The sequence below is a fragment of the Pseudomonas sp. PHC1 genome (assembly GCF_046487845.1).
Taxonomy (GTDB): Bacteria; Pseudomonadota; Gammaproteobacteria; order Pseudomonadales; family Pseudomonadaceae; genus Aquipseudomonas; species Aquipseudomonas sputi.
Map to the genome: position 1 here is coordinate 135,399 of NZ_JBJXHJ010000006.1, position 19,359 is coordinate 154,757.

General features: G+C 62.9%; 18 protein-coding genes. 6 read left to right on the forward strand and 12 right to left on the reverse strand.

Annotated elements, in window-relative coordinates; all coding sequences use genetic code 11:
• Position 1: 1 nt before the first annotated feature.
• The 7 genes from ACKJSM_RS11065 to ACKJSM_RS11095 form a co-directional block, all read right to left on the reverse strand.
• Complete coding sequence (locus ACKJSM_RS11065) at positions 2–973, reverse strand: spore coat protein U domain-containing protein (RefSeq protein ID WP_410237436.1); 972 nt, start codon at positions 971–973, stop codon at positions 2–4.
• Positions 970–3,327 carry a fimbria/pilus outer membrane usher protein gene (locus ACKJSM_RS11070; protein WP_410237437.1) on the reverse strand — a complete coding sequence of 786 codons (2,358 nt, stop codon included), beginning with the start codon at positions 3,325–3,327 and terminating at the stop codon, positions 970–972. Before ACKJSM_RS11070 ends, ACKJSM_RS11065 begins: the two co-directional genes overlap by 4 nt.
• A gap of 84 nt (positions 3,328–3,411) precedes the next feature.
• Positions 3,412–4,194, reverse strand: a complete 783-nt coding sequence (locus tag ACKJSM_RS11075) for a molecular chaperone (protein ID WP_410237438.1) — start codon at positions 4,192–4,194, stop codon at positions 3,412–3,414.
• A 24-nt stretch (positions 4,195–4,218) separates the two neighbouring features.
• Positions 4,219–4,719, reverse strand: coding sequence for a spore coat U domain-containing protein (locus ACKJSM_RS11080; protein WP_236177491.1), 501 nt, complete (start codon positions 4,717–4,719; stop codon positions 4,219–4,221).
• Positions 4,720–4,723: 4 nt separating this feature from the next.
• Entirely contained in the window at positions 4,724–5,260 is a 537-nt protein-coding gene (locus tag ACKJSM_RS11085) for a spore coat U domain-containing protein (protein ID WP_236177489.1), read from the reverse strand.
• Between the two features lie 20 nt (positions 5,261–5,280).
• Positions 5,281–5,814 carry a spore coat U domain-containing protein gene (locus ACKJSM_RS11090; protein ID WP_410237439.1) on the reverse strand — a complete coding sequence of 178 codons (534 nt, stop codon included), beginning with the start codon at positions 5,812–5,814 and terminating at the stop codon, positions 5,281–5,283.
• Positions 5,815–5,914: 100 nt separating this feature from the next.
• Entirely contained in the window at positions 5,915–6,424 is a 510-nt protein-coding gene (locus ACKJSM_RS11095; RefSeq protein ID WP_236177781.1) for a spore coat U domain-containing protein, read from the reverse strand.
• Positions 6,425–6,710: 286 nt separating this feature from the next.
• On the opposite strand from ACKJSM_RS11095, the gene zapE reads away from it, so the two are divergent.
• Positions 6,711–7,844, forward strand: coding sequence for a cell division protein ZapE (zapE, locus tag ACKJSM_RS11100; protein ID WP_410237440.1), 1,134 nt, complete (start codon positions 6,711–6,713; stop codon positions 7,842–7,844).
• A 62-nt stretch (positions 7,845–7,906) separates the two neighbouring features.
• Complete coding sequence (locus ACKJSM_RS11105; protein ID WP_410237441.1) at positions 7,907–9,220, forward strand: leucine-rich repeat-containing protein kinase family protein; 1,314 nt, start codon at positions 7,907–7,909, stop codon at positions 9,218–9,220.
• A 38-nt stretch (positions 9,221–9,258) separates the two neighbouring features.
• Here ACKJSM_RS11105 and ACKJSM_RS11110 read toward each other — a convergent pair whose 3' ends face one another.
• Positions 9,259–9,963, reverse strand: coding sequence for a YebC/PmpR family DNA-binding transcriptional regulator (locus ACKJSM_RS11110; protein ID WP_236177481.1), 705 nt, complete (start codon positions 9,961–9,963; stop codon positions 9,259–9,261).
• 220 nt (positions 9,964–10,183) lie between these two features.
• Between ACKJSM_RS11110 and ACKJSM_RS11115 the strand changes: the two genes are divergently transcribed.
• Positions 10,184–11,590, forward strand: coding sequence for a type VI secretion system Vgr family protein (locus ACKJSM_RS11115; RefSeq protein ID WP_410237442.1), 1,407 nt, complete (start codon positions 10,184–10,186; stop codon positions 11,588–11,590).
• Between the two features lie 3 nt (positions 11,591–11,593).
• Here the strand turns inward: ACKJSM_RS11115 and ACKJSM_RS11120 are convergent, their stop codons facing one another.
• Both ACKJSM_RS11120 and ACKJSM_RS11125 read right to left on the reverse strand, forming a co-directional pair.
• Positions 11,594–12,985 (reverse strand): FAD-dependent oxidoreductase, encoded by a 1,392-nt coding sequence (locus ACKJSM_RS11120; RefSeq protein WP_410237443.1) that lies wholly within the window; start codon positions 12,983–12,985, stop codon positions 11,594–11,596.
• A 71-nt stretch (positions 12,986–13,056) separates the two neighbouring features.
• Positions 13,057–14,382 (reverse strand): MFS transporter, encoded by a 1,326-nt coding sequence (locus ACKJSM_RS11125; RefSeq protein ID WP_410237444.1) that lies wholly within the window; start codon positions 14,380–14,382, stop codon positions 13,057–13,059.
• 270 nt (positions 14,383–14,652) lie between these two features.
• On the opposite strand from ACKJSM_RS11125, the gene ACKJSM_RS11130 reads away from it, so the two are divergent.
• Positions 14,653–15,525, forward strand: a complete 873-nt coding sequence (locus ACKJSM_RS11130; protein WP_410237445.1) for a LysR family transcriptional regulator — start codon at positions 14,653–14,655, stop codon at positions 15,523–15,525.
• Positions 15,526–15,549: 24 nt separating this feature from the next.
• Here the strand turns inward: ACKJSM_RS11130 and ACKJSM_RS11135 are convergent, their stop codons facing one another.
• Positions 15,550–16,410, reverse strand: a complete 861-nt coding sequence (locus tag ACKJSM_RS11135) for a LysR substrate-binding domain-containing protein (RefSeq protein WP_410237446.1) — start codon at positions 16,408–16,410, stop codon at positions 15,550–15,552.
• 113 nt (positions 16,411–16,523) lie between these two features.
• Here ACKJSM_RS11135 and ACKJSM_RS11140 point away from each other — a divergent pair, with 113 nt between their 5' ends.
• Both ACKJSM_RS11140 and phnX read left to right on the forward strand, forming a co-directional pair.
• Positions 16,524–17,633, forward strand: a complete 1,110-nt coding sequence (locus ACKJSM_RS11140; RefSeq protein WP_410237447.1) for a 2-aminoethylphosphonate--pyruvate transaminase — start codon at positions 16,524–16,526, stop codon at positions 17,631–17,633.
• A 57-nt stretch (positions 17,634–17,690) separates the two neighbouring features.
• A complete protein-coding gene (gene phnX / locus ACKJSM_RS11145; RefSeq protein ID WP_410237448.1) occupies positions 17,691–18,518 on the forward strand; it encodes a phosphonoacetaldehyde hydrolase in 828 nt (275 codons plus the stop codon).
• A 112-nt stretch (positions 18,519–18,630) separates the two neighbouring features.
• Here phnX and ACKJSM_RS11150 read toward each other — a convergent pair whose 3' ends face one another.
• Positions 18,631–19,269: a hypothetical protein gene (locus ACKJSM_RS11150; protein ID WP_410237449.1), complete on the reverse strand. Its 639-nt coding sequence runs from the start codon at positions 19,267–19,269 to the stop codon at positions 18,631–18,633.
• Positions 19,270–19,359: the final 90 nt, after the last annotated feature.

A 19,359-nucleotide genomic window follows, 5' to 3' on the forward strand; every position in this document is an offset into this window, starting at 1 on the left:
TTCAGAACCCTACATCCAGCACCACATTGTCCAGGTAGGTTCCGGCGGGCGGTGTGGTCTGGTCAGTGTAGATTTTCGCGTTGTAATTGAAGATCTGGCTGCCGGTGCCCAGACCGTTGCCGGGGTTGACCTCGGCATCGCTGCTGGCCCGGCGGGCCGCGCCGACACTGCCCCAACGGGTGGTCCCGGCACTCTTGAAAATGTCGTAGGCCAGATAGTTGCTACCGGAAATCATCCGCCGCCGTCCGCCGACACTCAGCGCATTCTGCCCGTCGTTCAGACCCACGGTGTAGGCACTGCCCTTGGTGCAGGCGAGGTTGATGGTCTGCCCGGTCACCGGGGTGAACGCACTGACCACCGGCGCGCTGCCGAAAGCGATGTTCGGCGCGGTAATGGTGCAGTCGTTGGCCACTGTCAGGTTGACCGTCAGCGTCGTGGTGCCGCTGTTGATGTCGCGACCCAGGCAAAGCCCGCCGACACCTATGCCCGAGCAGTAATTCCAGCTCCAGAAGATGCTCAGGGTCTCGCTGTACACCCCCGCCGCCACATTGCTGCCGACGGTGGTGCCGAAATAGAGCGGAACGGTTTTCGGCACGGTGCCGGCCAGCAATCCCAAGGCATCGATGATGCCGTTGCGGGCGAAGTCATAGGCGGTGCCGCGCGTCAGCGGATAACTGGTGCTGTTGTTGGCGTAGATCGTGTAACCGATCACATCGCCCGAGGGCCCGAGCAAACCACCCTGGGTCGAAGTGACGGTGGCCCAGAAATGGTCATTGTTGGTCAACAGCGACAGCAGCGAACCGGTGCAACTCAGCCCCCCGTTCAAGGTGGAACTGGGTTGCGAGGTGGTGCGCACGGCGATCGAACTGATCGTCCCGAACCCGGCCGGCGTAGTGGGGACCACCGAACACAGCGCCTGCGCCAGCCCCGGCAGTAGCAACAGCAGCCACAGAACACGCCGCGCCCGGATCATTGGCACACCAGCGGGCCGATCAGCGGCACTTCGTTCTGCTGCAGATCGACGCTGAATTGCGCCTGGCAGAGCTTGCCGTCCGCAAGTGTCACTCGCAGCGAGTTTTGTGCCTGGAGATTTTCCAGATAGACCAGCCCGTCCCAGCCGACCACTGTCCGAGTGCCGCTCTGCTCGTGTAACACGCCACTGCCCAGCGGTAATTGCTTTTGCTGCGCATCCACCAGCACGATGCTCGCGGCAATCACCCGGCTCAGCGGAAACTCCAGCAGATAGCCGCTGCCCCGGCGCACGGCAACACGTTGCTCGACATTCGGACTGCGCACGTTGGCCGGCAGGTTCAGCGGATCGATTTCGTACTTGCCGCGGTAATAGGCACTGCTCCACGGCACCAGCAAGTGGCCATTGCGGTCGGTCTGGCCGACCTGCTGGTTCTCGTAACGCACCGGAATGTCCGCGTAGCCGTCGGTGCTGACCACCACGAACGCATCGTCGATACGGTTGGCGGCGAACACTTGATCATCCATCCACACCAGCGAACCGCTGGCATCGGCCCAACGGGTTTCGGCGTCGGACGTCCCGTAGACGCCGGCCTGCAACTGCACCGATTGCAGGCGCCAGGTCACGTCTGCCTGGCGGTAATCGGCGCCGTCGCCCTTGGCATAGCCGAGATTGAAGCCCACCCCGCCCTCGGACGGCACGGCGCGGCTGTAGTTGACCCGTTGCTGCGTCTGCCCGGTCTTGCTGCGTTCGCTGCTGATGGCCAGGCTGCCGCGCAGGTCGAACGGAATCACCCATTGCGCCTGCACCGCCCAGTGGCTGTCACCGATTTCGCGGTTGGCCGACAGGTAGAAACTGCTGTTGCGCCACAGCGGTTTGCTCCAGCTCAGGTTGAGCAGCCGCGTACGGGTTGCGTCCGCCGCGCGGATGTCGAAATAACCGACGCCGAGACTGCCCCAGCGTTCGAGGTTGAGGCTCAGGGTCGCCTGCTCACTGCGCCGACTGAGCGTGGTGTAGGAACTGTCCACAACCGTCAGGTCGGCATACCGGTCGCGACGTTGCAGACGCTGGTAGGAAAAGCTGTAACGCTGACCGCTGTATTGATAACCGAGGCTCAGTTGCTGACCAGCGTCGCCGTCGAAGCGACTCTGGCTGATCGCACCGTTGAGCACCCCGAAATTACCCAGTCGCAAGTTACCGCCCAACCCTCCGAGAGTCAGGGTATCCGCCGCTTCGGCATGACTCTCCAGAGTCAAGATGTCGCTGACGCCATAGCGCAGACTGCCCGAGGTCACGCCCGGCCCGTAGCTGAAATCCTTCAGGCCGTAATCGCGGCGCAGCGTGCCGGCGGCCACCGAAAAATCGCTCAGGCCTTTTTGCAACAGGCTGCTGGTGACGTAGAACGGCACCGTGGTCGACACCTGCCGGCCCAACGCATCGGTGGTCACCACCACCGCTTCGCCCGCGCCGTTGATGAACGGAATATTGGTCAGGGTGTACGGCCCCGGTTGCAGATCGGTGCTGCTCGATTTGTAGCCGTTGATGAACAGATCCACCGAGGACGGCACGGCCGCTTCCCCGGCAAACTGCGGCAGCGGGTAGGTCACCAGATCCGGGCGCACTGCAAAATCCCGTGAGAACTGCACGCCGCCCAGCCGTACCGAACTGCTCCAGGGCAAGGCGCCGCTGACCACGTCCCCGGCCTCGTAGGTCAGCATCCGCTCGTCATCGGAGTAGCGCCAAGTGGTGTCGTAACGCAGATAGCCGTTGTCCAGTGTGCTGACAGCATCCCCTGACAACGTGCGGCGATATTGCCCGGTGTTCGACAACGTGCCCCAACTGTCGAACAGCCGCACCTCGTTCCATGCCGCCAGATAAGTGCCGGCATCGTCGGTGTCATTGAGGTACAGGTCATAGTTGAACAAGGCGCCGAAACTGCTCAGCGCCGGGGTGCGCGGATAGACTTCGCGATTGCCGATGAACTGCTCCGGCAGCCAGTCCGGCGGCACGTCGAGCAGCAAGCGCTGGCTGACACTGTCGTAATCGCTGTGCAGGCCCGGCAGGCCGTCGAGATCGACTTCGGCACCGGCCTCTTCCGGCAACTTCATGCCGGTGTCGCGCAATACGCTGGCCGGCAGGAACAACCGCCCGCCGCGCTGCTCCACCGCCACCACCCGACCGGTATTCATCTGGTTGACCACCAGTTCCAGAAACAACTGTGCATCACTCACGGCCTCCATGCCGCTGGGAGGCGGCGGCAGTTCGCCGGCCCCGGATGGATGAATGAACATCAGGCACCACGCGCCGGTCATGAGCCACAACGGACGCTGAATACGTCGAGCCCATCCTGGACTCATTAGCGTGTTACGTCCGTCAATGGACTGCTTCCTCCTGATACCGCTGGCGCCGAAGCCTGATCACTTCGACATGACTCGCTACGGCTATCGCGCCGGCGGAATGCTCTGCGCCTTGGCCGCGCCATTGACCCGTCCCGCCAGCTCTGCAGCCCCCGGCCCCGGTGCCGGCCAGCGCATCACTGCACCGGGCAACACGTAACCGAGCAGGCCTTCGGCCAAAGGTTTGCTTTGGCCACCCTGCATGATGGCGACATCGGTCAGCCGCGCATGCACCGCGCCCTGATTGCGCACTTCCACATAAGGACGGCCCTCCACCACCACCGTGCGCCAGCTCAATTGCGGCAGGCCGATACCCTTGGGGTCACGCTGACGGGCGCTGTCCTCCTTGCTCCACAGGCCCGCGCCATAGGCGAACAGCGGCACCGAATAGCGCATCTGGAAGCGGATCGCCGCAGCGGTCTTGCCGTCTTCGGCGACGGGCGGCTGGGCCGAGGGGATTTCATCGATGATGATCCGGTATGCCAGTTCCTGGCCTGGCGGCACGTCCCTGGTGCGGGTCAGGCGCACCAGTTGCTTCTGTCCCGGCTCGATCTTCGCCACCGGCGGACTGCCGATCACCTCGCGCTGATTACGGTACTGCTCTTCGAAACCGCTCTGGCTCCAGCCGAACACGCGGATCTGCAGGTTGGCGGTTTCAGTACCGCGATTTTCCAGCCACAGCGCACTGGCCTGCTGATCGGCCTCCAGCACCGGATCGATCGGCCAGATCAGCACCGAACTGGCAGCCTGGGCCTTGAGCATCCCGAACATGAGCAGCACCAGCACGGCCCGACACACGGACGAATGGCGTGACGTGAAAAACCCCATAAACCTGCTCCTTGTCATGTCACATCACCACGACAGCTGCACCTGCAACACATCGCTGTATGTCCCCCCGGGCAGATTGCCCGGCAATAGCACCTGCCCGTAGATCGGCAGACTGATGTTGTTCGCATCGCTGTAGGCCACCGCCACGCTCTGGCCGATGCCCAGGCTCTGGCTGTACGCCGCGTCGCGAAACAGCGCATACGCGACCTTCGCACTGCCCCCGTTGATCTGCATGCGTCGCCCGCCGCTGTTGTATTGACCGCCATCGACCGTCATGTTCAGCGCCACCCCCGGCGTGCATTGCAGCGAGACGCCGCCGGTCAGCGCGACCTGCACCGTATCGGTGGCCAGCGCCGATCGCGAACCGAAATTCAGCCCGCCATAGTTCGATACGCCCCCCACCACCAGACAGCCCGGCGTCACCGTGGCACTGACCTGGAAGCTCTGACTGGTCACCGCCGCCAACGGCAGCGGCAAGCTGCACGCACACAGCAGAAGCAGCGCCGCACAGCCATGCCGGCCCATGGCACTAGAACGTCAGTTCAACGGAAATCGTGTCGGTGTACGTACCCGCCGGCAGCCCGGCCTTGCCCACCGCCTGACCGTAGATGTTCACGGTCTGCGCCACGCCGGTGCTGGCCGCGAGGTTGATCACCCCGTCGATGGCCAGCAATTGCGAGTGTCCGGCGTCGGTGTACAGGTCATACGGCACATAGTTGGCAACCCCGTCGTACAGCGCGCGCGTGCCGCCCGGCGAGAGACCGTCATGGGCACCGGCCCGGACCTTGACCGTTGGCGTGGTGCCGGCCGAGCACAGGATCGACAGCGCCCCGCCCCCGCCACCCAGCACCTGCCCGGTGGCCGTGGTGAACAGGCTGTTGGCGGTGCCGAAGTTCAACGCACCGAAGTTCAGCCCGGTAGAACCGCCGGAACCGTTGACCTGGCAACTGCTGATCAGGATCAGGCTGGAGGTGATCTGGCCGGTGACCGTGGTGGCGGCATTGACGCTCGAAGCGAGCGTCAGGCCAAGCAACGACAAACCTATCCTTGATGCAATCGTATGCATGATGTCCGTCCTCTGCGGGGTTACCAGTCGAGCGTCACCGTCAGGGTGTCGGTGTAGACACCGGCCGGTACCGCACGGGTGTTCGCCACCACCGAGCCAAATACCGGGATGGGTATCTGTGCGCCGCTGGTGACAGCGAAATTGTGTTGTTGACCGATGCGGTAGCTCTGGCTGCCGGAGGCATCGAGAAACAGCTGATAGGGAAGTGTCTGGCGCCCGTTGCTCAGCCGGCGAGTCGTGCCGTCGCCATGGGTGCCGCCGTCGATAGTCACGGTGAACCCGGTGACCGAAGGGTTGCAGGCGACATTGAGCTGGCCGCTACCTGCTTCGCTGAGGCTGGCCTTGATCGGCGCGTTCCAGGTCGGGCCCTGCAGGCCGAAATCGAGAGCGCCCAGCCCATCCACCGGACTGGCGGGGCTGGTCGCGTTGGTCACCTCGCAACCGGCAATCAGCGTCAGCCGCGCAAGGATCTGCCCACTGACCGCCGCTGATGCGAACTCGGTGAACATCAGCAGCGTGGCTGCGGCGATGACCCGCCCGTGTCTGCCCATCATTGAGCCCCTACTCCCTCAGGATCACTCGACCACTGCGCTCATCATTGAACGCCCGTCCCTGCGCCACCCGGTTCCACCGAATGGCTGAAAAACTCCGCGATCACCAGGTGACCGTTACTTTCACCAGATCCGAATACCGGCTGACCCGTGGCACCTCGGCCATCCGCTCGATCCGCCCGTATAACGGCAAGTCCACCGTGCCGCTGTCCGGCACCCGGCCACTGACCGGCACATCCACCACCAACGGCACCCGCCGCGCGGCGTCCTGATACAGGCGATAAGGAATAGGCTTGCCGCCGGCCTCCCCCGCCATATAGCGCACCTCGCCAACGCCACCGTGCAGGCCGCCATCGACGCGCAGCTGATACGGGGTGTCCGGGTTGCATTCCAGACGTGGCAGACGCGGATTGATCAGCGCCGCACCGAGAGGCCCGTCCCGGTCGCCGAGCCGTGACGTAGTGCCGAAATCGAGCACGCCCGGCTGCTCAATGCCGGCTTCGCGTTGCTGGCCGATCAACTGGCAACCGCGCTGCACCTCGACCCGCACCTCGACCTGAAGGTCGGCAGCGTGGACCGGTGCCGCGAGCCCGCCCAGCAATGCCCAGACCATCCCTGCATTCACCGCCTGTTCCTTGATCGCGACGGCGTCGGTGCCGTTACAGTGTTTCAGGTTAGCAACGGACGCCAATTGCGCCAGTCGATTGGATCCAGTCACCGGCCGGACTTGTTTCAAAAGGTTGGCAACAGGTCGATTCATAATGTTGAAAAAACCTGTACACGCCGCAGATTACTGTGCGGAAAAACGATAAAGCGCAGTGGAAGCAAAACTACCCGTCTGGTTACACTACGCCGCCGCGCTCGGGGTGAGCCGGCCCGATGATGACGGAGTGACTGCAGTGCCCGCCCGACCGCCCGAACGTCCGCGTCTGACCCATCGCTGGTCAGCCCTGCGCCGCCTCTTCGGCAAACGCTCCACTTCTGCTGCCGGCCAGTGCGCTGCCAGCGCGCAATCGGTCCGCGACTACTTCCAGCAAAAGGCCCGGGGCCAGGGCTACACCCTCAGCCACAGCCAGCAGCGGGTCATCGACTGCATGGCGCAGCAGGCCGGTCTGTTGTTCGGCACCCCTGCGCGAACTCCGCCCAGCCTGTATCTGCACGGGGCGGTCGGGCGCGGCAAGAGCTGGCTGCTGGACGGATTCTTCCAGGCGTTGCCAATCCAGCAAAAGCGCCGCCTGCATTTCCATGGATTCTTCGCCCAACTGCACCAAGGCATGTTCGAGCATCGTGCTTGCGACGACGCCCTTGCCGTCACCCTCGACGCACTGCTGCAGGACTGTCGGGTGCTGTGTTTCGACGAGTTTCATGTGCATGACATCGGCGATGCGATGCTCATCAGCCGCTTGTTCAAGGCCCTGTTCAAGCGCGGGATCCTGCTGCTGGTGACCTCCAACTACCCACCGGAAGGCTTGTTGCCCAACCCGCTGTACCACGCGCGGTTCAAACCGGTGATCGACCTGATCAATGCGCGCATGCAGGTCATGGAGGTCGGCGGCCCCCACGACTACCGCAGCCAGGCGCGCCGTCACGCGCATCAGCTGTTTACCCAGGGCCATTACGTCTGGCCGGCCACCCCGGCGCAACGCCAGACCTTGAACCTGCCGCCACTCGACGCCACGCCGTTGCCTCTGACGGTCGGCAGCCGGCATTTGCAGGCGCGCCTGTGCGAAGACCGGCGCGTGGGGTTCACCTTCAACGACCTCTGCGAACAGCCCACGGCGGTGATGGATTATCTGGAACTGTGCCGGCGTTTCGACCACTGGATCATTGATGATCTGCCGGAGCTGGGCGAATGTTCGATCGCCGCCCAGCAGCGTTTCATCAACCTGATCGACGTGCTCTACGACCAGGACAAACACCTGACCCTGCTCGGCCAGCTCCCGCTGCGCGAAAGCCTCGGCGGCCAGGCGATCGATCTGGCCCGCACCCGCAGCCGGCTCGGGCAATTGCGCGAAGTGCACGAACCGGGCTGATTTGCCGTTATCATGCGGCCCATTTCCGGCGCCCGTGCGCCTTCTCGATAGCGATCCTTTTCATGCACACCCTTGCACAACTGCGCGCCGGCGAACTGTCAGGCATCACCCGGCTCGATCTGGCGGAAGGCCTGACTGAATTTCCGTCAGAGATTTTCAACCTGGCCGACTCGCTGGAAGTGCTCAATCTCAGCGGCAATGCCCTGAGCAGCCTGCCGGATGACCTGCACCGTCTGACACGCCTGCGCGTGCTGTTCTGCTCGGACAATCAGTTCACGCAATTGCCGGCGTGCCTGGGCCAGTGCCAGGCGCTGACGATGATCGGCTTCAAGGCCAACCGCATCACTCAGGTGCCGGGCGCGGCGCTGCCGCCGCATTTGCGCTGGCTGATCCTGACCGACAACGCCATCGAAACCCTGCCCACGGAGCTGGGCGAACGACCGATGCTGCAGAAACTCATGCTCGCCGGCAATCGCCTGCGCTGCCTGCCGCCGTCACTGAGCCAGTGCCATCGGCTGGAGCTGATCCGCATCGCCGCCAACCAGTTGACCGAGTTACCGCGATGGCTGCTGACCCTGCCGAGCCTGACCTGGCTGGCCTACGCCGGCAATCCGCTGGAAACCGAAGCCGATGCCGCCGCACTCGGCGCCGCGCCCCTGATCGACTGGTCGGCGCTGCAGCTGGAACAACGGCTGGGCGAAGGCGCTTCCGGGGTCATCTACCGGGCGCAGTGGCAGCCTGCGGATCAGCCGGCCACGCCCGTGGCAGTCAAGTTGTACAAGGGCGAAATGACCAGCGACGGCTCGCCGCTGCATGAAATGAACGCGTGCATCACTGCCGGGCTGCACCCCAACCTGATCCGCGTCGAAGGCCGCATCGGTCAACATCCCGATGGTCAGCAAGGCCTGGTGATGCAGTTGATCGATCCGAGTTACCGCAACCTGGCCGGGTTGCCGAGCCTGGCGTCCTGTTCACGGGATGTGTATGCCGAAGATTGCCGTTTCAGTGCCGAGGTCGCCCTGCGCATCGCCCGGGGCATCGCCTCGGTCGCCGGGCATCTGCACGGTCACGGCATCACCCACGGCGATCTTTACGGACACAACATTCTGTTGAACGATCAGGGCGATTGTCTGCTGGGGGATTTTGGTGCGGCGTCATTCCATGCCACGGCGGACACGCCTGAAACCCGCGCCTTGCAACGCCTCGAAGTGCGGGCGTTCGGGATTTTGCTGGGGGAACTGCTGGCGCGCATCGACTCGGGGTTGAGCGATGAACAGCGTCAGGCGCTGGAAGCCCTGGAACAGCGCTGCTGTCAGTCGGATGTGCTGGCGCGGCCGGGGTTCGGCGAGATCAGCCAGGCGTTGCAACACGGCTGAAAAAAATCGCAGCCCGAAGGCTGCGATGTTCTAGTTTGTCAGCCGGCCAGACCGACGAACATGTCCTGCACGTCGTCATGGTTGTCCAGGCCTTCGAGGAAGGCCTCGACTTCAGCCATCTGCTCGTCGCTCAGGCCACTGACCGGGTTCTTCGGCTGGTAGCCCAGCTTGGCCGACAGCACGGTGAAGCCTTGTCCCGGCAGAGCTTTCTGCACGGCATCAAGGTCGGTCGGGTCGGTCAGGAACAGGGTCGCGCCGTCTTCGCCCGGCTCGAAATCCTGAGCACCGGCTTCGATCGCGGCCATTTCCGGGTCGGCGTCCGGGGTGTCCGGCGATGCTTCGATCATGCCGACATGGTTGAAGTCCCAGGCAACGGAACCGGAAGCCCCCAGTTGCCCCTTGCGGAATGCCACGCGGATTTCCGCCACGGTGCGGTTGATATTGTCGGTTACGCACTCGACGATCAGCGGCACCTGATGCGGTGCAAAACCTTCGTAGGTCACGCGATGGTATTGAACGGTTTCGCCCAGCAGGCCTGCGCCCTTCTTGATGGCGCGATCCAGGGTTTCCTTGGGCATCGAAGCTTTCTTGGCCTGTTCGACCACCAGACGCAGGTGTGCGTTGGTGGCGGTATCGGCACCGTTACGTGCAGCAATGGTGATTTCCTTCACCAGTTTGCCGAAGATCTTGCCCTTGGCGTTGGCTGCCGCTTCTTTGTGTTTAACCTTCCACTGTGCGCCCATTACTCACTCTCTTGATCTGTGGCGCCGAGACATCTATTGGCCGACGCATGGCGCCAAGTTTATACGGCCTAAAGTCGGCAATCGACCAAAAATTCCGATGCGCATCGACATCTTCTACGCGCCTTGTAGGGCGATTCTGAAAAACCGGTTTGCCACGTCCATTCAGCGCCGCGTTTTCGTACCCTCATTCGCCCGTATTGCCTGACAGAGCCCGCCCCCCATGCTCAATGACAAGGAAAGTCCGTTTTCGCTGACCCTGGCCGATGGCGGGATCCGCCTGCCGGTTCTGCGCTTCAGCGGTCATGAGGCGCTGAATCAGCCTTATCGGTTCGACGTCGAGGTCATGGGCCTGGCGCCCGCCTGGTCACCCGGCACACTGCTGCATCAGGCGGCGTTTCTGCATCTGGGCGACGACCACGGGATTCACGGCATCATTCAAAGTGCCAGCTGCGAACACCGGGCAACGCACCGGATCGCCTACCAACTGGTGCTGATGCCGCATCTGCAAGCGCTGGAGCAACATCCCGTACGCCGGGTCTTCACGCAATTGAGCGTGCCGGCCATCCTTGAGCAATTGCTCAGTGAACATCACCTGCCTGCTCACAGTTACCGGATCGAGATGACCGTCGGCCACTACCCGCCGCGCCCGTTCTGCATTCAGTACGAAGAAACCGATCTGGCGTTTTTGCAACGGCTGTGTGAGGAGGAAGGCATCCACTATCACTTCGAACATCAGCCGGACGGCCATGTGGTGGTGTTCGCCGATGACAGCCTGAGCCTGCCGCAACAACCGACGGCGATTCCTTTCAACACGCAGATCGATGCGCCAGCAACCGGCCTCAGCAGCCTTTTCCAGCGCCATGAGGCAGTGCTACCTCAGATGCCCGCCGGCGTGCATGAGCGAGGGCAAGCGATTGCGGGCCAGGAGGCCGCCAATCACACGCTGGGCAGTGCCATCGCCCCAGCGGGATTTCTACCGACTGCGCAACGTCACGCGGCCCAGCGCAGTCGTCGCCTGCTGGAGCGCCAACGCTGTCGATCGCGCTCGATTCAGGGCCGCAGCGATTGTCCGCGATTGCTCAGCGGACGCCTGTTGCAAGTGATGGATCACCCGGTAAGCGCGTTCAACGAGCAGTGGCTGATTACCGACTTGCGTCATCAGGGCCAGCAACCTTCGATTCTCGATCCGGTGCCGACGGTTCGCCGCTATCACAACGATTTCACGGCGCTGCCGTGGTCGACCCCGTTTCGCCCGCCGCCGAAACAACCGCGTCCGGGCATTCCGGGGTATCACCCGGCGCAATTGCTCGGTGCGCCGGGGCAACCGGCGCAAGTGGACGATCAGGGACGCATTGCCGTCCGGTTGTGGCCGGAACACTCACTTGACGGCGCAAGCGAAGGGCTGTGGCTGCCGGTGGTCATGCCCCATGCCGGCGCCGGCCTGCCTCGGGAACATCTGCCCTGTGCCGGCAGTGAGGTCTGGGTGAGTTTTCTCGACAGCGATCCCGACCGGCCGGTCCTCTGCCTCGACGCCTGCCGGCCTCAACCGGCACAACCGAAAGAAACCGAGCCCGACGATGACCTCCTGCTCGACTGGCTGCTCAACCGCTCCGCCCCGCCGCGCTGACGATCAAGCCTTGTCGGCCTTGCCCGCCGCCGCCGCGAGTTTCGCCAGACGCACGTCAAGGTGCCGGGGCCGTCGTCCGTGATCCTCGGCGCGCTCCTTGCGGCGAATGGCGTTGCGCACTATCAGCGAGCCGAGGTAGCGGATCGGCTCCGGCGGAAAGTAACCCAGCGGCCCGTTGACCAGCGGCGAACGCGTCCACGGGTTGTCGAGGCCCTGCACCAGCGAAGCGAGGATCTGCCCGCCCATGTGGCACGGCCCGACACCGCTGCCGGAATAACCGAAACCGTAGAACACATTACCGCTGGCACTCATCTGGCCGAAGAACGGCAGGCCGGTGACCGAGCGATCCGAAGGACCGTTCCAGGTGGCGTCAACCTTCACATTGGCGAACGCCGGGAAGAAGTCGTCGAGGCTGCGCTTGAGCAAACCGGTATAAGGCGATGGCTGGTCGAACACCGGCAGCATCCGCCCGCCGAAAGCGAAGGTGTTGCCGCCCTTGCCGAGCATGATTCGGCCGTCCGGGGTGTTGTGGTAGTAGTGCACGAAAATCCGCGAATCAAGCACGGTCACGCCGCTGGTCAAACCGATTTCCTGCAACAGGTCCGGACGCGGTTCGGTGATCAACATGTCACTGGAGACGATCGCCACGCTGCGCTCGAACTGCGGAAAGGCGCGGGCCATCCACGCGTTCATCGCCAGTACCACGCGATCGGCGGCCACCCGCCCGTTCGCCGTGTGAAGGCGCGCCGGGCGGCCCTCCTCCAGCCCGGTCATCGCCGTGCTTTCGTGAATCCGCACGCCCAGTTGCAACGCCACCCGGCGCAAGCCACGCACCAGTTTGCCCGGCTGCACACTGGCGGCGGCCGGCGAGAACCAACCCTCCAGGTGTTTTGCCGAACCGGCCATGCGCTGTACATCGGCGACCGGCCGTTGGGTAAACGAGTTGATGCCATTGCGTTCCAGCGCCGCGATCACCGCATCGGTGGCGCCGCATTGCGCGCGGTTGGTGGCGGTGTAAAGCGTGCCGTCGAGCCGGTAATCGGCATCCACGCCGTACTGTTCGCAGAATTCGCCGATGGCATGGATGCTGCGCTCGGACTCCTTGACCAGCCGCACCGCTTCTTCAACGCCGAACAGCCGCTCGAGGGTGAAGTACTTCGCCGACCACGACAGCGCACAACCGCCGTTGCGCCCACTGGCGCCGGCACCGCAGATGTCGGCTTCGATCAGCAACACATCGAGTTCGGGGTTCTGCTGTTTGAGCATGATCGCCGTCCACAACCCGGTATAACCGCCGCCAACGATGCACACGTCAGTGCGCACGTCGCCTTGCAGCGGCGGGCAAGGTTGGGACGTGTCGAGCTGCAAAGCCTGCTCCAGCCAAAACGGTCTCATGGGATTCTCCAGTCAGTCAGCCACGGCACTGCCTGCCGCGAGCGCCGCAGCAGGCCGCGAGGCAAGGGTTTTCAGTTACGCAGGGGTTTGATGCTCAGGGCGCGATTGGGCACGCAGGCACGCGGTTCCATGACGCCGACCGGACGGCTGTTCCAGTGCGGAATCAGCACCAGCGCCGAGAACAGCGCGCAACCGGCGAACACGATGAACACCGTCACCGAGTCGAAGTAGCCCGGCAGCAAACCACCGAGCACCGCACCGACCGAGCCGCAGCCGTTGACGAATCCTGCCGCCGTGGCGCCGGCCTTGGCCTTGCCGAAATCGATCGCAGCCGCGCCGCTGATCATCGAATCCGGGCCGTACAGGGTCAGGCCCATCACAAACAGCAGTGCCACCACCAGCATCACGCTGCCGGTTTGCAAGGCGCCCATGAACAGCGCGAGGGTCACGGTCAATGCCAGCAGGCTCAGCACGCAGGCCGGCATGCGGCGGGCACCGAACAGTCTGTCCGAGGCCAGGCCGATCATGATCGGCCCCAACAGCCCGGCCAGCTCGAACGCCGTGGGAATGATCGCCGCACCGACCTTGCCGACCGAAGGCATCTGCTCGAACACAATCACCGGGCCCCACAGCAGAATCGCGTATCGCGCCGGTTTCAACAGGAAATACGCCAGACCCAGCACCAGCACCGTGCGGTTGCGCAGGATTTCCTTGAGCGGTTCCCACACGCTGAGTTTGCTGTTGGCTTCGGCTTCCTCGGCGCTGATGACCGGCTCCGGCTCCACAGCGGGCAGGCCTACATCTTCCGGTTTATTGCGCTGAAAGATGAAGAACAACACCGCCACCACCGCCACCACCGCCGCACTGGAAATGAACGCCGCGTGCCACGAACCGATTAGCGTGTACGCCCACCAACCGGCGAACGGCGAGGCCACCAGACCGCCGAATGCATAACAGGAACTCCACAAACCGAGCACGCGCCCGCGCTGTTCGGAAGGGAAGAAACTGCCGAGGTTCTTGCACAACCCCGACCAGCCAGTGGACTGCGCCAGCCCCTGAATCAGCATGCAGGTGGCGAAGATCGGCAAGGTTGCGAAGCTGCCCATCACCAGCGCTGCAGCGGCGGAAATCAGCAAACCACCGAGCACCACGACCCGCGGGCCGAAGCGATCGGCGAGCATGCCCCAGGTGAACTGGCCGATGGCGTAGGCCGCCAGGTAAATCGCGTCGAGGTTGGCCATGGCCATTTTGTCGAGGGTGAAGCTTGGGTCTTCGGCGATGCCCAGTTTGGCCACCGAAAAGGCTTTGCGGGTGAAATAGAACGCGGCGTAAGCGAGCCAGGTAATAGCGAAGATCTGCATGCGCCAACGCGCAAGGGTGCCGATGTGCTTGTTCATTGTGGTTCTGACCTCAGGGTGTGAGTGTGCCGGCAGAATCGTTAAGTAAACGCCTGTGTTTTTTATTGTTGAGCACTGCGATATCACCCCGTCCCTTCGGCGATACCGGTCAGATGAGTCCTGGTGTTGCACGCACAGGCTCATGGCCAGCGTCGCTGCCCGACCGGACAGTCAGCGTTGGCGTGAGCCGATCAAAGCAATTACTGTTTAATAAATAAAATCGATTTATCGTATTTCACACATAAGCTCAGCTTGTTAATGGAGTCAGCCATGTCGGTTTCACACGCCCAGCTCAAAGCCTTTCACGCCGTGGCCGTGCACGGAAGCTTCACCAAGGCCGCCGAGCGGCTTTATCTGACGCAACCGGCGATTTCCGACCAGGTGCGCAAACTCGAAGAACGCTTCGGTGTGTTGCTGTTTCATCGCAACAAACGCTCGGTGCGCCTGACGGATCTGGGCGAACGCTTGCTGGCTATCACCCAGCGTCTGTTCGTGGTTGAGGCCGAAGCCCAGGAGTTGTTGCAAGAGTCTCAGGCCTTGCAGACCGGCAGCCTGATTCTGGCGGTGGATGCGCCGGTGCATGTGTTGCCGCAGATCGCTCGGTTCTGCGAATGCTATCCGGGGATCAGCGTGAAGATCGAGACCGGTAACACCGATGAATCGCTGTTTCGCCTGTTCAACTATCAGGCCGATCTGGCGTTGCTGGGGCGCGATGTCAGCGATGAACGCCTGCTGTGCGTACCGCTGCGCAACGACCCGATGGTGGCGTTTGTCTCCCGCCATCATCCGTGGGCCGAGCGTGAATCGATCTGCCTGGAAGATCTGGACGACACGCCGCTGGTGCTGCGCGAACACGGCTCGGTGACCCGCCAGACCCTGGAAGAGGAAATGGCCCGCGCCGGTTTCCGCATCCGCCCGGCGATTCAGGTCGAAGGCCGGGAAGCCGCGCGCGAGGCGGTGGTGGTGGGGATTGGCGTGGGGGTGGTGTCGGCGGCGGAGTTTGGTGCGGACTCGCGGGTCTGCGCGCTGCCGATCACCGATTGCACCCGGCGCCTGACCGAAACATTGGTGTGCCTGCGCGAGCAGAGTTCGCGGCGAGTGGTGGCGACGTTTCTCGAGATGGTGCGCGAAAGCTTGATATAGATCGTTCCCACGCTCTGGTGGGTATCAGGTGGGGGCCAATCCGAAAAACGCCTGAATCAAACGCAACTCCCGCCGTCGCTCCACGCAGCCGATCATGTGCCGGTTCACCAGCCCTTCTCCCGCAATGGGAATCGCGACAACGCGCGGATCGTGGCTGACCTCCACCGATGACACCACCCCAACCCCCAGCTCAACCGCCACCGCCTCCGTTACGGCCTCGCGGCTGTCCAGTTCCAGCAACACCCGTGGGCTGACCGACGCCTGGGCGCAGGCCTGATCAAACGTGCGCCGGGTAATCGAACTCGGCTCGCGCAACACCATGATCACCTGATCCAGCGCCTCGAGCCTGACCTCGCCGCTGCGTGTCGCCCACGGATGCCCTGCCGGCACCAGCGCGCAAATGCGCGATTCGCTCAGTGCTTGCAGATGCAGCCCTTTGCGCGGCTCGACCTCGGTCAGCACCGCCACATCAGCATGTTCGGACAACAACGCAGCCAAGGTTTCCTGAGCATTGCCCAACCGCAGATTCACGGTGATTCCCGGATAGCGCGCCCGCAGGCTGGCGAGCATCGGCATGACCAGGTGCGGGCCGTCCGCCGCCACCTCAAGACGTCCGGTCAGCAACTGCCGGTTGGCCTCCAGCAGCGCCTGGGCCTCTTCGGCCATGCCGAACATCGCCCGGGTGATCGCTGCCAGTTTGGTGCCGTCCTCCGTCAGCTCGACCCGGCGTGCCGTGCGTCGCAACAGGGTGATCTGGTAATGCTCCTCCAGCGCCTTGATGTGCCCGGTGACCGCCGGCTGGCTGATGAACAGGCGTGCGGCGGCCCGGGTGAAGCTGCCTTCCCGGGCCACGGCATCGAAGGCGCGAAGCTGGAACAGGTTCATGAATAACCCTCACTGATGGCTGGCATAACAATAAACAATTTGATTGATGATCCGCCGAATTGCAACGTAGGCCCCGTAGCTTCATCCCACAGCGCAATCGCGAGGACACACGAATGAGTACTGCCGCACCCATCCTGCTCACTCCCGGCCCGTTGACCACCTCGGCCCGCACCCGCCAGGCGATGATGGTCGACTGGGGTTCATGGGATGACCGCTTCAACCAACTGACCGCCAGCCTGTGCGAACAACTGCTGGCCATCCTCAACGGCGCCGCCACCCACCACTGCGTGCCTTTGCAGGGCAGCGGCACCTTCGCCGTCGAAGCCGCGATCGGCACCCTCGTCCCTCGCGACGGCAAGGTGCTGGTACTGATCAACGGTGCCTACGGCAAGCGTCTGGCGAAAATCTGCGAAGTGCTGGGCCGCTCGTTCAGTACCTTTGAAACCGCTGAAGACGAACCAACCACCGCCGCCGACGTCGACCGCCTGCTGCGCGCCGACGGCGACATTACTCACGTTGCGCTGATCCACTGCGAAACCAGCACCGGCATCCTCAATCCGCTGCCGGAAATCGCTCAGGTCGTCGAGCAACACGGCAAACGTCTGATCATCGACGCGATGAGCGCCTTCGGCGCACTGCCGGTGGATGCACAGCAAATCCCGTTCGACGCATTGATTGCTGCCTCCGGCAAATGCCTGGAAGGCGTGCCGGGCATGGGCTTCGTGTTTGCCCGCAAGGAATCGTTGGCCGCAGCCGCCGGCAACTCGCATTCGCTGGCGATGGACCTGTTCGACCAGCACAGCTACATGAAAAAGACCGGCCAATGGCGCTTCACCCCGCCGACTCATGTGGTCGCGGCACTGCACGAAGCGCTGCTGCAATACCACGAAGAAGGGGGGCTGCCGGCGCGGCATGCGCGTTACGCCGCCAACTGCCAGGCGCTGATGGAAGAGATGGGCAAACTCGGCTTGCGCAGTTTCCTGCCGGCTGCGATCCAGGCGCCGATCATCGCGACCTTCCACGCACCGAAAGATCCGCGCTACCAGTTCAAGGACTTCTACGAACGGGTCAAGGCCAAGGGTTACATCCTCTACCCCGGCAAGCTGACCCAGGTCGAAACCTTCCGCGTCGGCTGCATCGGCCACGTCACCCCGGCGCAGATGCGCGAAGCCGTCGCGGCGGTGGGTGAAGTACTGCGCGAGATGGAAGTGCTCGACATCTGATTCGAACAGCTCGCGCCCTCATTTGAATTGCATTGCCCACACAGGATTCTGACCAACATGAACTACAACAACCCAACCCAACTGCAAGCCGCCATTCTCGACTGGGCCGGCACCGTGGTCGACTTCGGTTCTTTCGCACCGACCCAGATCTTCGTCGAAGCCTTCGCCGAATTCGACGTTCAGGTCTCCATCGAAGAGGCCCGTGGCCCGATGGGCATGGGCAAGTGGGATCACATCCGCACCCTGTGCGACCAGCCGTCAGTTGCCGAGCGCTATCGCAAGGTGTTCGGCCGCACCCCGACCGACGATGATGTCACCGCGATCTACAACCGCTTCATGCCGCTGCAGATCGAGAAAATCGCCGAGCACTCCGCGTTGATCCCCGGCGCGCTGGAGACCATTGCCAACCTGCGCCAGCAAGGGATCAAGATCGGCTCCTGCTCCGGTTATCCGAAGCAGGTGATGGACAAGGTCGTGGCACTGGCCGCCACCAACGGCTATATCGCCGACCACGTCGTCGCCACCGACGAAGTGCCGAACGGCCGCCCTTGGCCGGCCCAGGCCCTGGCCAACGTGATTGCGCTGGGCATCGACGATGTCGCCGCCTGCGTGAAGATCGACGACACCGTACCGGGGATTCTCGAAGGGCGTCGGGCCGGGATGTGGACCGTTGCGCTGATCTGCTCCGGCAACGCGCTGGGCCTGGATTACGAAGGCTACCGCGCACTGGGCAGCGACGCGCTGGCCAGCGAGCGCAAGCGCATTCACGCGCTGTTCGAGGGCTCGCGCCCGCACTACATGATCGACACCATCAGCGATCTGCCGCAAGTGATCGCCGACATCAACAAGCGCCTGGCCAAAGGGGAAATGCCGCAAAACAATTAAACCCCATAGAAAAAGCCGCCAGCTGAAACTAGCTGGCGGCTTTTTTATTAATGCACTACCTATTCTGAACAGATAACTAGTGATCCATCATCTTCTTCCAAGAAAAACAGAATCATTCGGAAACCAGATTACCCTGCGCATCGTAAATCAGCCCGTCTGGATACTTCACCGAACCATCTGCCAGTTGTTCGGTTCCATCAGCCCAAACAATGCGCCCATCGAGATATTCGACTGTACCGTCTGGCCAGACGATGCGTCCGTCGGGGTATTCGACCCTGCCGTCCGTATGCTGAATGATGCCGTCCGGACGCGTCACCGCCGTCTGCTGCGCATTCACCAGACTGCCATCGGCCAACACGGTGGATCCATCCGGATTACGGCGGCTTCCAATCGCACTCAGCAGGTTGATCAGCGCCACAGGGTCTACGTTGACATTGAGCGTAGGCCACGGCATTGGGGGCCTGGCGACATTGACTGGCGTGCTCGGCGTCACAGGTGGCGTGTTTGGCTTGACCGGCGGAGCAGGTTTTACTGGTGGCCTGGCCGGGGGCACGGATGGTTTCACAGGCGCTGCCGGAGGCTTTACCGGCGGCTTGACGGGTGGCTTGACGGGCGGAACGGACGGCTTGGTTCCCGGCTTGGAGGGCTGCGTGATCACAGGCTTCGGTTTTGGCTTCGGCACCGTTGGTTTGGCCATTGCCTTTTTGACAATAAATCCATGTTTGTTATTAAGAAGAATATTGAAAGCCATGATTAAATCCTTTTTCCATTACAGCATCCTTGATCGACGCCATTGATTTATTTATCGAGCCGAATTTCAACTTTCGACTGCCACAGACAA